General features: G+C 72.2%; 13 protein-coding genes. 6 read left to right on the top strand and 7 right to left on the bottom strand.

The annotated features are described in order from the left end of the window. Positions 1-109 precede the first annotated feature (109 nt). Positions 110-1,177 (bottom strand): pyridoxal-phosphate-dependent aminotransferase family protein, encoded by a 1,068-nt coding sequence (locus ACFWXQ_RS34035; RefSeq protein WP_383939642.1) that lies wholly within the window; start codon positions 1,175-1,177, stop codon positions 110-112. 184 nt (positions 1,178-1,361) lie between these two features. On the opposite strand from ACFWXQ_RS34035, the gene ACFWXQ_RS34030 reads away from it, so the two are divergent. The 5 genes from ACFWXQ_RS34030 (at position 1,362) to ACFWXQ_RS34010 (ending at position 6,285) form a co-directional block, all read left to right on the top strand. Continuing rightward, positions 1,362-2,210: a transporter substrate-binding domain-containing protein gene (locus ACFWXQ_RS34030; RefSeq protein WP_383939645.1), complete on the top strand. Its 849-nt coding sequence runs from the start codon at positions 1,362-1,364 to the stop codon at positions 2,208-2,210. Beyond that, positions 2,207-3,040 carry an amino acid ABC transporter permease gene (locus ACFWXQ_RS34025; protein ID WP_383939648.1) on the top strand — a complete coding sequence of 278 codons (834 nt, stop codon included), beginning with the start codon at positions 2,207-2,209 and terminating at the stop codon, positions 3,038-3,040. Before ACFWXQ_RS34030 ends, ACFWXQ_RS34025 begins: the two co-directional genes overlap by 4 nt. Continuing rightward, the gene (locus tag ACFWXQ_RS34020) at positions 3,037-3,867 is read left to right on the top strand and encodes an amino acid ABC transporter ATP-binding protein (RefSeq protein WP_383939651.1); all 831 of its coding nucleotides are present in this window, start codon (positions 3,037-3,039) and stop codon (positions 3,865-3,867) included. The genes ACFWXQ_RS34025 and ACFWXQ_RS34020 overlap by 4 nt, the downstream gene beginning before the upstream one ends. A gap of 62 nt (positions 3,868-3,929) precedes the next feature. Then, positions 3,930-5,021: an amidohydrolase family protein gene (locus ACFWXQ_RS34015; RefSeq protein ID WP_383939654.1), complete on the top strand. Its 1,092-nt coding sequence runs from the start codon at positions 3,930-3,932 to the stop codon at positions 5,019-5,021. A gap of 337 nt (positions 5,022-5,358) precedes the next feature. Then, complete coding sequence (locus tag ACFWXQ_RS34010) at positions 5,359-6,285, top strand: SCO1860 family LAETG-anchored protein (RefSeq protein WP_383939657.1); 927 nt, start codon at positions 5,359-5,361, stop codon at positions 6,283-6,285. A 163-nt stretch (positions 6,286-6,448) separates the two neighbouring features. On the opposite strand, the gene cobC is transcribed toward ACFWXQ_RS34010, so the two are convergent. From cobC to cobM, 6 genes are read right to left on the bottom strand one after another with little or no spacing between them, the layout of a single operon-like run. After that, positions 6,449-7,612, bottom strand: a complete 1,164-nt coding sequence (gene cobC, locus ACFWXQ_RS34005; protein WP_383939660.1) for an Rv2231c family pyridoxal phosphate-dependent protein CobC — start codon at positions 7,610-7,612, stop codon at positions 6,449-6,451. Further along, positions 7,602-8,546 (bottom strand): sirohydrochlorin chelatase, encoded by a 945-nt coding sequence (locus ACFWXQ_RS34000; RefSeq protein ID WP_383939663.1) that lies wholly within the window; start codon positions 8,544-8,546, stop codon positions 7,602-7,604. The genes cobC and ACFWXQ_RS34000 overlap by 11 nt, the downstream gene beginning before the upstream one ends. Beyond that, the gene (locus ACFWXQ_RS33995) at positions 8,543-9,247 is read right to left on the bottom strand and encodes a precorrin-8X methylmutase (protein WP_386269896.1); all 705 of its coding nucleotides are present in this window, start codon (positions 9,245-9,247) and stop codon (positions 8,543-8,545) included. Before ACFWXQ_RS33995 ends, ACFWXQ_RS34000 begins: the two co-directional genes overlap by 4 nt. Then, complete coding sequence (gene cobJ / locus ACFWXQ_RS33990) at positions 9,244-10,926, bottom strand: precorrin-3B C(17)-methyltransferase (RefSeq protein ID WP_383939670.1); 1,683 nt, start codon at positions 10,924-10,926, stop codon at positions 9,244-9,246. Before cobJ ends, ACFWXQ_RS33995 begins: the two co-directional genes overlap by 4 nt. Further along, positions 10,923-12,197: a precorrin-6y C5,15-methyltransferase (decarboxylating) subunit CbiE gene (cbiE, locus tag ACFWXQ_RS33985; protein ID WP_383939672.1), complete on the bottom strand. Its 1,275-nt coding sequence runs from the start codon at positions 12,195-12,197 to the stop codon at positions 10,923-10,925. Before cbiE ends, cobJ begins: the two co-directional genes overlap by 4 nt. Next, entirely contained in the window at positions 12,194-13,051 is an 858-nt protein-coding gene (gene cobM / locus ACFWXQ_RS33980) for a precorrin-4 C(11)-methyltransferase (protein WP_383395622.1), read from the bottom strand. Before cobM ends, cbiE begins: the two co-directional genes overlap by 4 nt. A 194-nt stretch (positions 13,052-13,245) precedes the next feature. Here cobM and ACFWXQ_RS33975 point away from each other — a divergent pair, with 194 nt between their 5' ends. Then, the gene (locus ACFWXQ_RS33975; RefSeq protein ID WP_362082266.1) at positions 13,246-13,974 is read left to right on the top strand and encodes a ZIP family metal transporter; all 729 of its coding nucleotides are present in this window, start codon (positions 13,246-13,248) and stop codon (positions 13,972-13,974) included. The last annotated feature ends 1 nt before the right edge of the window (position 13,975 follow it).

Raw genomic sequence — 13,975 nt, 5'->3', positions numbered from 1 at the left:
GGCTGATCGCGCAGTTCCCCGCGCCCCTAAAACGGAGCTGCGCCCCTGCTTTTGTCCTTTAGGGGCGCGGGGAACTGCGCGACAAGCCCCCACCGGCCCGCAGGCGAGATCAGACCTCGGTCAACGCCGCGCGCAGCGCGGACAGGCAGGACCGGACGGAGTCCAAGGTCGCCGCGGGGCCGTAGTGGTTGACCCGGATCATCTCCTTGGCCAGGGCACCCCCACCCGCGGCGAGCGGCAACGCCGGGTCGGCGGCCAGCGCCCTGGCCACCACCGCGGAGGCATCGACCCCCACCGGCGTACGCAACGTCGTGGCGACCGGAGCCGCCGCCGAGTCGTCGTACACATACGGCTCGACACCCCCGCCCAGCGTGAGCGCCCCCGCCCGGGTGGCCGCCGCGGCCGCCGCATGGCGGGACATCACCGTGTCGAGCCCCTCCTCCTCGATACGCACTACGCACGCCTCCAGCGCGAGCATCTCCAACTGGGCCGGGGCGTGCAGAAGCGCCCGGCGCCCGGTGTCGATCCAGCGCTCCTTCCAGTCCAGGAGGGAGAGGTAGGAGCGGCGAGGAGCGTGCGGGTTGGCGGACATACGGGCCCAGGCCCGGGAGCTCACCGAGACCGCGGAGACCCCGGCCGGCCCGCCCATCGCCTTCTGGGCGCCGATCACACACAGGTCCACGCCCCACGCGTCCGGCAGCACCGGCTCCGCACCGATCGACGCCACCGCGTCCAGGTAGAACAGGGCACCGTGTGCCCGTACGACCTCGCCGATCTCCGCGACCGGGTTGGTGTTGCCGGTGGCCGCCTCCGCGTGGACGAGGGAGACGAAGTCGATCTCCGGATGCTCGGCGAAGGCCTCCTGGACCTGTGCCGCAGTGACCGCCGTGTGGAAGGGGACGGCGAGGTCGTACACCGTCGCGCCGCAGTCCCTCAGCCAGTCGCCGAACGTCTGCCCGTACGGACCGGTGATCACGTTGAGAGCCGTCGTGCCGGGCCCGGCGGCGCCGCGGATGGCGCCCTCCAGCGGCAGCAGCGCCTCGCCCTGGGTGATCAGCACGTCCTGCCCGGTGGAGAGCAGCCGCGCCACGCGGTCCTCGATCGACGCGAAGTGCGCGGCGCTCAGCGGCGCCAGGTCCAGGAAGGGGTGGGTCACGGCAGTGCTCTCTTCGTTCACGGATGGCGCTGTTCACGGATGGCGCTCACGGGGTAGACGCACACGAGCGTAACGGGCGGTACCCCGCCTGCCCCACCGATGACTTCTGAGGCCGGACGGCTCAATGGCCATGGGAATGGTTTGAGGGCCTCAAACCTTTCCTTATAATCAGAAGCCACAGTTCCCGCACAGGAGGTCAACCCCCGTGAAGATGGTCCTCGGGCGCCGGTCCCGCATCCTGGCCGCCACCACCGCGACGGCCGGGCTGCTGCTCGTCGCCGGCTGTTCTTCGGACGACGACGGGGGCAAGAAGACCACCGCGAACGGGGTCGAGCTGGTGAAGGGCGGGCAGCTCACCACCTGCACGCACCTGCCGTACCCGCCGTTCCAGTCGGAGATCGACGGCAAGGTGCAGGGCTTCGACGTCTCGGTCATCGACCTGGTCGCCAAGGACCTGGGCGTGAAGCAAGTGATCCTCGACCAGCCCTTCGAGAACTTCAAGACCGGCGGGTCCCTCAATGCCGGCCAGTGCGACCTCGCCGCGGCCGGTATGACGATCACCGACGAGCGCAAGAAGAACGTCGACTTCTCCGACCCGTACTTCGAGGCCACCCAGGGCGTCCTCGCCGACAAGAAGAGCGGCATCTCCTCCTTCGCCGACCTCAAGGGCAAGAAGGTCGGCGCCCAGGCGCAGACCACCGGCGAGGAGTACGCGAAGAGCAAGGGCCTCGACCCGGTCTCCTTCGAGTCCTCCGATGCCCTCCTCAACGGCCTGCGCACCGGCCAGGTCAAGGCCGTCGTCATCGACTACCCGGTCGTCCAGGGCTGGCTGAAGGACAAGGCCAACGCGGACGCCTTCGAGGTCGCCGACAACATCAACACCGGTGAGGAGTACGGCTTCACGGTGAAGAAGGGCAACACCAAGCTCGTCGACGCCATCAACAAGGCGCTGGCGGACGCGAAGTCCGACGGCACCTACAAGAAGCTGTACGAGAAGTGGATCGGCCCGTACGACGAGGACGCCGCCTCCGCTTCCCCGTCCGCCGCCTCATGAGTGGCACGGACACCGAAGTCCAGCCCCGCAGAAGCGGTCTGACCAGACGTCAGAAGCGGGCCGTGTCGCGCGGCATCCAGTACGCGGTGTTCGTCGCCGCCCTGGTCGCCCTCGGCGTCACGGCCGACTGGGAGCAGCTACAGAACCAGTTCGCCCAAGTCGACCTGGCCGAGCGGATGTTCCCGGACATCATCACGCTGGCGCTGAAGAACACCGTCCTCTACACGGTGTCCGGCTTCGTCTTCGGCCTCGCCCTCGGCGTGGTCGTCGCGTTGATGCGGCTGTCCTCGGTCGGCCCGTACCGCTGGCTGGCCGGTATCTACATCGAGATCTTCCGCGGGCTGCCCGCCCTGCTGATCTTCATCTTCGTGGGCGTCGCCGTGCCGTTGGCGTTCCCCGGCACGGAGATCCCCGGCGGCACGTACGGAAAGGTCGCCCTCGCGCTCGGCCTCGTCGCGGCCGCCTACATGGCGGAGACGATCCGCGCGGGCATCCAGGCCGTGCCCAAGGGGCAGATGGAGGCGGCCCGTTCGCTGGGCTTCTCGCATGCCCGGGCCATGGTCTCGATCATCATTCCGCAGGCGTTCCGCATCGTGATCCCGCCGCTCACCAACGAGTTGGTGCTCCTCTTCAAGGACTCCTCGCTGGTGCTGTTCCTCGGGGTCACCCTGGAGGAGCGCGAACTCTCCAAGTTCGGCCGCGACCTGGCCAGCGAGACCGCCAACTCGACACCGATCCTGGTGGCGGGCCTGTGCTACCTGCTGGTCACGATCCCGCTCGGTTTCGTCGTACGCCGCCTTGAGGCGAAGGCCGGGGAGGCCACCAAGTGAGCACTACGAGCAGTCCGGCCCTCACGAAGGACGCGAGCGGCACGCCGGAGATCCAGGTCCGCGGCCTGCACAAGTCGTTCGGCGACAACGAGGTGCTGCGCGGCATCGACTTGGAGGTCCGCTCCGGCGAGGTCGTGTGTGTCATCGGCCCGTCCGGCTCCGGCAAGTCCACGCTCCTGCGCTGCGTGAACCTCCTCGAAGAGCCCACCAAGGGCCAGGTCTTCGTCGGCGGCACCGAGGTGACCCACCCCGACGTGGACATCGACGCCGTACGCCGCCGGATCGGCATGGTCTTCCAGCAGTTCAACCTCTTCCCGCACCTGACGGTGACCGAGAACCTCACGCTGCCCCAGCGCCGGGTGCTCGGCCGCGACAAGGAGGCGGCCGCGAAGGTCGCCGCCGAGAACCTCCGGCGGGTCGGCCTCTCCGAGAAGGCGGACGCGTACCCCGCCTCCCTCTCCGGCGGCCAGCAGCAGCGCGTCGCCATCGCCCGCGCGCTCGCCATGGGCCCCGAGGTGATGCTCTTCGACGAGCCCACCTCCGCCCTCGACCCGGAACTCGTCGGCGACGTCCTCGCCGTCATGCGCATGCTCGCCGACGAGGGCATGACCATGATGGTCGTCACCCACGAGATGACCTTCGCCCGCGAGGTGGCCGACCGAGTCGTCTTCATGGACGCCGGCACCATCATCGAGGACGGCCCCCCGACCCAGGTCATCACCAACCCCACCCACGACCGAACCCGCCACTTCCTCTCCCGCCTACTGGACCCGGCAATGGCAGACGTGGAGGAAGAAAACCCGGACCAGCTGGGCAAGCCCCTTTAGGGGCGCGGGGAACTGCGCGACCAGCCACAACCAACCCGCAGCCGCCGAACTAAAGTGCACTCATGAGTGATCAGGCGGTACTGCACGTAAAGGGCCGTGTGCTCGTCGCCCCCGACGACATCCGGGACGAACTCTGGATCGTCGGCGGCAGAATCACCTACGAGCGCCCACAAGGCGCTCGTGACATCCGCACAGTGAACGGCTGGGCCCTGCCCGGACTCGTGGACGCCCACTGCCACGTGGGCCTGGGCCCCAGCGGCCCAGTCGCAGACGACATCGCGGAGAAGCAGGCCCTCACCGACCGCGAGGCCGGCACCCTGCTCATCCGCGACGCGGGCTCGCCCTCCGACACCCGCTGGATCGACGACCGCGCGGACCTCCCGAAGATCATCAGGGCAGGCCGCCACATCGCCCGCACCCGCCGCTACATCCGCGGCTACGCCCACGAGATCGAGCCCGACGACCTCGTCGCGTACGTCGCCCAGGAGGCCCGCCGGGGCGACGGCTGGGTGAAGCTCGTAGGGGACTGGCTCAACCGTGAGACGGGCGACCTCGGCGCCTGCTGGCCCCGCGCCGAGGTCGAGGCGGCGATCGCCGAGGCCCACCGCCTGGGCGCCCGCGTCACCGCGCACTGCTTCGCCGAGGAGTCCCTGCGGGACCTGGTGGAGGCCGGCATCGACTGCATCGAGCACGCCACCGGCCTGACCGAGGACACCATCCCGCTCTTCGCCGAACGCGGCGTCGCCATCGTCCCGACCCTCGTCAACATCGCCACCTTCCCGCAGCTCGCGGCCGGCGGCGAGGCCAAGTTCCCTCAGTGGTCGGCGCACATGCGACGGCTGCACGAGCGTCGCTACGACACCGTGCGCGCCGCGTACGACGCCGGTGTCCCCGTGTACGTCGGCACCGACGCGGGCGGCACGCTCGCGCACGGCCTGGTGGCGGGCGAGGTCGCCGAGCTGGTGACCGCCGGAATCCCGCCGGTCGAGGCGCTGTCGGCGACGGCGTGGGGCGCCCGGGCCTGGCTGGGACGGCCAGGACTGGACGAGGGAGCACCGGCCGACCTCGTCGTGTACGAGGGGGACCCGCGGGCGGACGTACGCGTGCTGGCGGCGCCCCGACGAGTGGTGCTGAACGGCAAGGTCGTCGGCTAGGACCTGTCCGGGGGCGGGCGGCGAGTTGACGGAGCGTAACCGTCCGCCGGGCCCGCTCGTTCTGCACCTTCCGCGCATGCTCCGGCGCGTCAACCGGCGCGTTCGAGCCGGTTCGGGCATCCGGGTGGACATGAGGAACGCGCGTGCCGTGAGATTCGAAGACGCGCACGGAAACTCCACGTATGAGTGAACTCCCGTCAGCTTGCTGACTGTTCACTCTCCGTGCGTAAGGATTCCCGCATCGACGCCGTCGGTGCTGCTCCCCACAGGTCCCCGTGAGCGGAGCGTCCGGCGGCGTCGCGTCTCCAGTTCTGTCTCCCGTGGGGGTCCCACCACCTTGAACAGCAACGCTTTCCGCATGCCCGCACGCATGCCCGCACGCAGGTTCGCCGTCACCGCGGCGGCCACCGTCCTGGCCGCAGGTCCCGCGGTCCTGGCCGGCGCGGGTCCGGCCCAGGCGACCGAGGGCCACGGCCGTGCCAGTGCCGTCGTCCTGCGTACCGGGCTCGACGTCTCCCTGCTCAACAAGTCCGTGAACGTCCCGCTCACGGTCTCGCTCAACGACGTACAGGCACCGCGCAGCGCCGAAAAGACCGCGCTCACCGCCAAGTTGGACGGAGTCGACGGCGGGCGGCCGTTCACCGTACTGGGCGCGGAGGTGGCCCGGTCGAGCGCGAAGGTCTCCGCGAAGAAGGCCGAAGGCTCGGTGAACCTCGCCCATGCGAAGGTGCATGTGCCGGGGCTGCCCCTGCTGTCCCTGATCGAGATCGAGCAGGTCAGCGCGAAGGCGGTCTGCGCGGCGGGTGAGGAGCCGGTCGCCACCGCCAACCCGTTGGGCGCCGTGACGGTCCTCGGCAAGAAGACCACGGTGACCGCCGGTGGCCCGACCGAGGTGAAGGTGCCCGGCGTCGGCGAGGTGCGTCTCGACCTGGCGTCGACCCGCACCACCTCGCGCACGGCCGCCGCCACCGCGCTCCAACTCAAGGTGTCCATCAACCCGTTGAAGCTGAACGTCGCCGAGGTCGAGGGCACGGTCACCCTCGCCGAGGCCACCTGCGAGGCACCGGACGCACCGGACGCACCCGCGTCCGCGGACCCCGTCGAGCCGGCGACCGAGGTGAAGCCGCAGGGCGCGCCCGTCGACGAGGCCAACCTCGCCGAGACCGGCGGCAGTTCGGCGACACCGTACGTCGCCACCGGCGCGGTCGCCCTCCTGGCGGCGGGAGGCGGAGCCGTCGTACTGGCCCGCCGCAAGAGGGGCTGAGCACGCCCTCGACGACCCGGACGCGCGCGCTCGGCGGTCGGATGCGCACGGCGGTCCGGGACGTGCTCGGCCGTCGGACGCGCCCAGCGGCTCGGGTGCGCGAACTCACCAGCGACAAGCAGGAGTTCGCGCGCTCGGTTGCGTCCGGTGCGTCTGCGGGAGGTCAGCGGTCCCGCAGGCTCACTGCCTGGTCCAGTGCCTGGAGGAAGCGGTTGACCGTCGAGCGGTCGCGTACCGCCAGGCGCAGCCAGGTGTCGTCGAGTCCCGGGAAGGTGTCGCCGCGCCGCACGGCGAAGCCCAGGCGGCGCAGCCGGGCGCGGACGGCCGCCGCCCCGGGGAGCCCGATGAGGACGAAGGGGCCCTCGGCGGGCTCCGCGACACGGACGCCGTCGGAGGCGAACTCCCTGAGTCCGGCGACCAGATGGGCCCGGTCGATCGCCGCGCGACGGGCCGCGTGCTCCTGTTCCGCCAGCGCACGCGGAGTCATACAGGCCTCGGCGGCCGCGAGCGCGGGCGTGGACACCGGCCAGAGCGGCTGGGCCCGTTCGAGCTCGGCGATCGTCTCGGGGGAGGCCAGGACGTACCCGATGCGCAGCCCCGCGAGGCCCCATGTCTTGGTGAGGCTGCGCAGCACCACAAGACCCGGCACGTCGGTGCGCCCCGCGAGGGCCTCCCGCTCGTCCGGAACCGCGTCCATGAACGCCTCGTCGACCACCAACGTCCGCCCGGGACGGGCGAGTCCGGCGATCAGGGCGGCCGGGTGGAGGACGGACGTCGGGTTGGTCGGGTTGCCGATCACGACCAGATCCGCGTCCTCGGGGACGGCCGACGGGTCGAGCCGGAAGCCGTCCTCGGCCCGCAGGAGCACCCGGTCCACGGTGTGCCCCGCGTCCCGCAGCGCCGCCTCCGGCTCGGTGAACTGCGGGTGCACGACCACGGGTTGACGGACCTTCAGGGCGCGCGCCAGCAGCACGAAGGCCTCGGCCGCGCCCGCCGTGAGCAGCACCCGCTCCACGGGGAGCCCGTGCCGCGCCGCCACCGCGGCCCGCGCGGCGCGCCCGTCCGGGTAGGCGGCGAGCCCGGACAGGGACTCGGCGATCCGCTCGCGCAGCCAGGCGGGCGGAGTGTCCGCGCGGACGTTCACCGCGAGGTCGACGAGCGCCGATCCGTCGTCGCGCACCTCGGCGTCGCCGTGGTGCCGGAGGTCGTGCGCGTCACCGTGTCCGCCGGAGCCCCGTCCGCCGGTGGCCTGTGCCCCGACGCTCTGCCCGCCGCCGGGGCGGCGGTGCCCGCCCGGGCCGTCTCTGTCGCCCCCGTCAGTGTGCATGGGAGGGTGTGTGGCCGTCGTGATGGTGATGCCCGTGGTGGTGCCCGTCGTGGTGGTGCCCGTCGTCGTCCGGGTGGAAGTGCGGCTGCTGGGGGAGCCCCACCTTGTCCTCGAACCCGGGCAGCGCGATGCGGTAGACGCAGGAGTCGCAGTTCATCCGCAGATCACCCTCGACCGCCTCCCGGTAGCGCTCCATGACCAGGTCGAGCAGCTCCGGCTCCGGCCCGATGACATCGGCGGAGACCACGTCGGTCTCCGGATGCGCGGCCGCCCACCCCTCGGTCTGCTGCCGCACCCGGTTCGGGAGGATACCCGTGAAGAGGAAGTAGGGGAGCACCACGATCCGGCGCGCACCCAGCTTCACACAGCGGTCCAGGCCCGACGGCACGTCCGGCGCGGCCAGCGACACGAACGCCGTCTCCACGCCCGCGTAACCCCGCCCCTCCCACAACAGCCGCGCCGCCTTGTGCACTTCGGCGTTGGCGTCCGGGTCGGTCGAGCCGCGCCCGACGAGCAGGACGGTCACCTCGGCACGGTCCGCGGGGGTCCGCGCCGAACCGCCGAGCGCCTCGTCGAGCCGCCGCTCCAGCACGGTCAGCAACGCCGGGTGCGGGCCCAGCGGACGCCCGTACGTGTACGAGATCCCGGGGTGCCGCTCCTTCTCGCGGCTCAGCGCGGCCGGGATGTCGCCCTTGGCGTGCCCGGCGGACACCAGCATCAGCGGGACGGCCGCGAACCGGCGCACACCCTGCTCGACCAGTTCGGTCACGGCGTCGCCGAGCGGCGGCGGGGAGAGCTCGATGAAGCCGCCCGCGACGGGGAGTCCGGGGTTGTGGCGGCCCAGTTCCCGTACGAAGTCGCGGAAGGCCTCGGCACCCGCGTCGTCCCGGGTGCCGTGTCCGGCGATGAGCAGGGCGGGGGCGGGGGTGGTCACGATTTCTCCTTGGACTTGGACGGTGAACCGGCCCGGGACTCGGCCTCGGGCGCGGGGTGGGACACGGCGTCGGGCATTGGGCGGGAAACAGGGTGGCTTGGGCGGGAAACAGGGTGGTACAGCAGGGCGTTGAGCGCGGCCGCGGCGACCGCCGAGCCGCCCTTCTCGGAGACGTTGCTCACGGCGGGCAGCCCGCTGTCGCGGAGCGCGGCCTTGGACTCGGCCGCGCCGACGAAGCCGACGGGCAGCCCGATGACGAGCGCCGGGGCCGCGTCCAGGGTGAGCAGTTCCTCCAGCGCGGTCGGGGCACAGCCGATCACCCAGAGCGCGCCGGGCCCGACCTGCTCGTAGGCGAGCCGGATCGCGTGGGCCGAGCGGGTCAGCCCCGGACCGGACACGGCGTCCTTGAGACGGCAGACGGTGTCGCGCCGGGTGATGCCGGCCGCGACCATCTCCACGTCCACCACGACGGGCGCCCCGTCGTGCAGCGCCCGGTGGGCCTTCTCAAGGGCGACCTCGTCGGTCACCAGATCGCTCGCGTAGTCGAGGTCGGCCGCGGAGTGGATCACCCGCTCCACGACGGCCCGGGTCAGCGGCGGGAAGTGCGAGGTGTCCAGGCGGGTTCGCAGCCGCCGGAAGGACTCCTCCTCGATGGGGTGCACGATCCGGCTCTCCGGGAACACCCGGCCGACTGCGCTCACTTGGGTTCCTCCTGCCAGCGGTAGCCGCGGGGCGTCACCATGCGGCCGGCGATCTCACGGGTCGCCGTGTTGCCCACGGTCACTACCGTCATCATGTCCACCGTCGCCGGGTCGAGTCCCGCGAGGGTGGTGACACGGCTGGATTCGTCCGGCCGCGAGGCATTGCGTACGACTCCCACGGGCGTCGTCGGCTTCCGGTGCTGGGCGAGGATCGTGAGCGCCTTCGGGAGCTGCCAGTCGCGGCCCCGGCTGCGCGGGTTGTAGAAGGTGACGACGATGTCGGCCTCGGCCGCCGCGCGCACCCGCCGCTCGATGATCTCCCACGGTGTGTGCAGGTCGGAGAGGCTGATCGACACATGGTCGTGGCCCAGCGGCGCGCCCAGGATCGCCCCGGCCGCGAGCGCGGCCGTCACCCCCGGCACCCCGACCACGTCGATGTCGTCGGACGCCTCCGCGAGCGCGGGCGACGCCATCGCGTACACGCCCGCGTCACCGCTGCCGATCAGCGCGACCGCCTGCCCGAGCCGGGCCTCGGCCACGGCGGTCCTGGCCCGCTCCTCCTCGGCCCCGAGCCCCGACTCCAGGATCCGGGTGCCCGGCAGGAGCAGGTCGCGGATCTGGTCGACGTACTGGTCGAGCCCGACGAGCACGGAGGCCCGGCGCAGCTCGTCCTTCGCGCGGGGCGTCAGCAGGTCCCGGGCGCCCGGACCGAGTCCGACCACCGCGAGCCGCCCGCGCCCCGGCCGGCGTACGACCGCGCAGGTCGCCATCGCGGGCCGCGCGGCCGACTTGCGCTTGGGTACGAGGAGTTCGCCGCCGTGCACGAGGGCGGCGGCCTCCGCCACCGACGGGGTGCCGACGGCGGCTAGGGGCGCGTCCGAGGGGTTCGGCACGTCGACCGCCGCCAACTCCTCGGCGCCGTACGTGACTACGGGCACCCCGAGCCGCTCGGCCGCCCCGAGAATGCCGGGCTCCTCCGCCTTGGCGTCCACCGTGGCGAGCTCGGCGACGGACTTCACCGAAAGACCGGCGTCCCGGAGCGCGTCCTGGACGAGCCCGAGCACCTCGTCGACGGGGGCACCCTTGGAGGCGCCGACGCCCACGACGAGCGAGGGCGGCCGGAGGACGACTTCCCGCTCGGCGGGCTCAACATCCCTGTCACTGACGCGAATTGAGTACGCTCCGGTCTCGGCGACCCGAAGCGGCGGAAGCGGCCAGGCCACGTCGGCCTTCAGCGCAACCGCTTCCCCGTCGAGCATGGCCCGGGACACCCCGGCCACATCCCCTTCGACGGGCAGGCCGAGCGTGTCGAGCCCCGGTACTCCCACGGAGTCGGTGGCCGTCGTCACCACAGGCTCGGCACCGAGCAACTCGCCCACCTCGCGGGCGAGTTCATTGGCGCCTCCGCCGTGGCCCCCGACCAGGGACACCGCGAACCGCCCGCCCTCGTCGACGCACACGATCCCGGGGTCGGACGCCTTGTCGACGAGCAGCGGCGCGACGAGCCGCACCACGGCCCCCGTGGCGAGGAAGCACACGAGCTGCTCACACTCCGCGAAGGCCCGCCGTACGGCGTCCCCCACGGGGCCCTCGTACACACGGGTACGGCCCGGCCAGGCCGAGGCCACCCGCCGGCAGCCGGCCGAACCGGCGGCCGTCGCGGAAATCAGGCCGATCACTGAGCAGCTCCTTCACTACGTACCGGAGGCCGGACGCCCCACAGCAGAAAAACGGGGTTGGTCGCCGCGAGCCGGGTGACGTCCCCCGGCAGCGGCGCCAGCCGGGACGACTGCAGCAGTACGCCGTCACAGTCGAGCCCGGCCGCGACCAGCGCGTCCCGGACCGCCGGAACCCGGTCCAGGGCGGCCATCGCCACGACGACCGACCGCCGCGCCCGCCGGGCACAGGCGGTCACGATGGCGGGCAGTTCCCGCCCGCCCCCGCCGATGAACACGGCGTCGGGGTCGGGCAGGTCGGACAGCACGGTCGGCGCGGCGCCGTGCACGGCGGTCACGTCGACCCCGTGCGCGGCGGCGTTGGCGCGCACCCGCTCCACACCGTCCAGGGTCTTCTCCACGGCGGTCACGGCGGCCCCGAGCCGTGCGCACTCCACGGCGACCGAGCCTGAGCCCGCGCCGATGTCCCACACATGCTCACCGAGCCGCGGCCCGAGCCGGGCCAGCGCCAGCGCCCGCACCTCGAACTTGGTGATCATCGAGTCGCGGTGGGCGAACTCACCCTCTTCCAGGGCCCATTGAGCGGGCCCCGGCGACGGCCCCGCGACCGTACGCACGGTGGAGAGGACGCGCGACTCATCGAGACAGAGCACGACACTCACAGCCGGCCCCCAGTCACGGACGGCGGCCTCGGCGGGGGTGACCCGCTCGATGCGTTCGCCGGGGCCGGGGCCGGATACACCACCCGCCCCCAACGCCGAAGCCACCACCAACACCCGCTCACTGCACCGCAGCGCGGCCCCGAGCTCAGCCGGCCCGGACGCCGGGCCGGTCAGTACCGCCACCTTGGGATGGGCCCGGCAGACGTTCACGGCGGTCCGTAGGTCGCGCCCGTGGGCGCTCACGACCACCGCGTCGTCCCAGGTCAGCCCAACCCGCGCGAAGGCGGTCGCGACGGACGACACCCCCGGGTGGACCTCCAGCCGCTCGGCTCCGAAACGCTCCGCGAGCGCCCGGACGATCCCGAAGAACCCGGGATCCCCGGAGGCCAGCACGACAACTCGCCCCTGGTCGGCCGGCTTCTCCAGAAACTGCTCGATCGCGTCGAGGGCAGGCGCGAGCGGACCCAGGACGACCCGCTCGGCGGTGTCCGGGATCGTCGTCGCGGCGGCCAGGTGGCGCCGGCCGCCCACGACGAGCCCAGCCCCGGCCAACGCGGCCCCGGCGTCCGGGGAAAGGGGCGCCCCCGTCCCCGTACCGACGACGGTGATCACGGAGTGACACCCTGTGCGCCCTGCGCACCCCGCGCGCCGCCCTGCGCACCCTGCGTCCGCAGCGCCCTGCGGGCCTCCGGGTCGGCCTTGCGGAAGCCGTGGAAGTGGCCGGGGTGGTAGAGGTGCGAGCGAGTGCCGTGCGCATCCAGGGCGGGGCCGACCAGGAACAGCGTGTGTTTCCAGAGCTTGTGCTCCTTGACGGTCTCCTCCAGCGTGCTGATCGTGCACTTCACGATCAGCTCCTCCGGCCAGGTCGCCTGGTACGCGACCACGACCGGCGTCGACGTCGGATAGCCGCCCTCCAGCAGCTCCCGTACGAGCTGTCCGCTGCGGGCGGCCGAGAGGAACAGCGCCATCGTCGTCCCGTGCCGCGCGAACTCCCGTACTTCTTCGCCCGGCGGCATCGGCGTCTTGCCACCGCCGAGCCGGGTGAGGATCACGGACTGCGCGACCTCGGGGATGGTCAGCTCCCGCTGGGCGAGCGCGGCGACGGCGGAGAAGGAGGAGACGCCGGGCACGATCTCGGTCTCGATGCCGATCTCCGCGCACCGGTCGACCTGTTCCTGGGTGCCGCCCCAGAGCGCGGGGTCGCCGGAGTGGATCCGGGCGACTTTCAGCCCGGTCTCGGCGGCGCGCTCGTACACGGCGACGACGTCCTCCAGCGACATCGTCGCCGAGTCCAGGATCTCGGCTCCCGCGCGTGCGTGTTCGAGGACCTCGGCCTGCACCAGGCTGGCCGCCCAGATCACGACGTCGGCCTCGGCGATGGCGCGCGCGGCACGGAACGTCAACAGGTCGGCGGCACCGGGCCCGGCCCCGACGAAGGTCACCTTGCCGGTGGGGGCATCGGCCATGGGATGGGGTCCTCTCCTACGAATGCTGCGGGTAGCGCGGGTAGCGCGAGTGGTGCGGATGCTGCGGGTGGTGCAGGGGGTTTCGGGGGTGCTTCGGGACATCAGCGCACGGATTCCGCAAGCCGTGAAGACTCGGAAGACCCGAACGTGCGGCGGACGTGCGTGAACACGGGTCGATCGGATAGCAAGGGCCTATGGCGGTGTTCGTCGCGCTCGGCGCGTTCCTCATGACGCTGGCCGGCGGCTGGACGGCGCAACGCGTCACCGACCGCCGCCACCTCGTACTCGGTCTGGCAGGCGGCCTGATGCTGGGCGTCGTCGGCCTGGACCTCCTGCCGGAGGCACTCGACGCGGCGGGCGACGAGATCTTCGGCGTACCGGCCGCGCTGCTGCTGTTCGTGGCGGGCTTCCTGCTGGCCCACCTCGTGGAACGCCTGCTGGCGGTCCGCCAGGCCGCGCACGGCGGGGAGGAACACAACGGCCGCGCGCCCGAAGTCGGGCTGACGGCCGCCGCAGCGATGGTCGGCCACAGCGCGATGGACGGCGTGGCGATCGGCGCGGCCTTCCAGGTCGGTGGCGGCATGGGAGCGGCCGTGGCCGTCGCCGTGATCGCCCACGACTTCGCGGACGGCTTCAACACGTACACGATCACGACCCTGTACGGGAACGCCCGCCGCAAGGCGGTCGCGATGCTGTTCGCGGACGCGGCGGCCCCGGTCGTGGGCGCCGCCTCGACGCTCTTCTTCTCCATCCCCGAGCATCTGCTCGGCGGCTATCTCGGCTTCTTCGGCGGCGCGCTGCTCTATCTCGCCGCCGCCGAGATCCTCCCCGAGGCCCACCACGAACACCCGGCCCGCTCCACACTGCTGTGCACGATCGCGGGGGCGTCCTTCATCTGGCTGGTGGTGGGCATCGCGGAGTGAG

Source organism: Streptomyces sp. NPDC058697, from assembly GCF_042715345.1.
GTDB classification, from domain to species: domain Bacteria; phylum Actinomycetota; class Actinomycetes; order Streptomycetales; family Streptomycetaceae; genus Streptomyces; species Streptomyces liliifuscus.
The sequence above is the reverse complement of the archived record's forward strand: the minus strand, read 5'-3'. Positions and strand labels throughout refer to the sequence as shown.

What these genes read in the sequence shown, in the direction of transcription:
- ACFWXQ_RS34025 (WP_383939648.1), top strand. Translation starts at nt 2,207, where the DNA reads ATGAGTGGCACGGACACCGAAGTCCAGCCCCGCAGAAGCGGTCTGACC.
- ACFWXQ_RS34015 (WP_383939654.1), top strand. Translation starts at nt 3,930, where the DNA reads ATGAGTGATCAGGCGGTACTGCACGTAAAGGGCCGTGTGCTCGTCGCC.
- cobC (WP_383939660.1), bottom strand. Translation starts at nt 7,612, where the DNA reads ATGCACACTGACGGGGGCGACAGAGACGGCCCGGGCGGGCACCGCCGC.
- cobM (WP_383395622.1), bottom strand. Translation starts at nt 13,051, where the DNA reads ATGGCCGATGCCCCCACCGGCAAGGTGACCTTCGTCGGGGCCGGGCCC.
- ACFWXQ_RS33975 (WP_362082266.1), top strand. Translation starts at nt 13,246, where the DNA reads ATGGCGGTGTTCGTCGCGCTCGGCGCGTTCCTCATGACGCTGGCCGGC.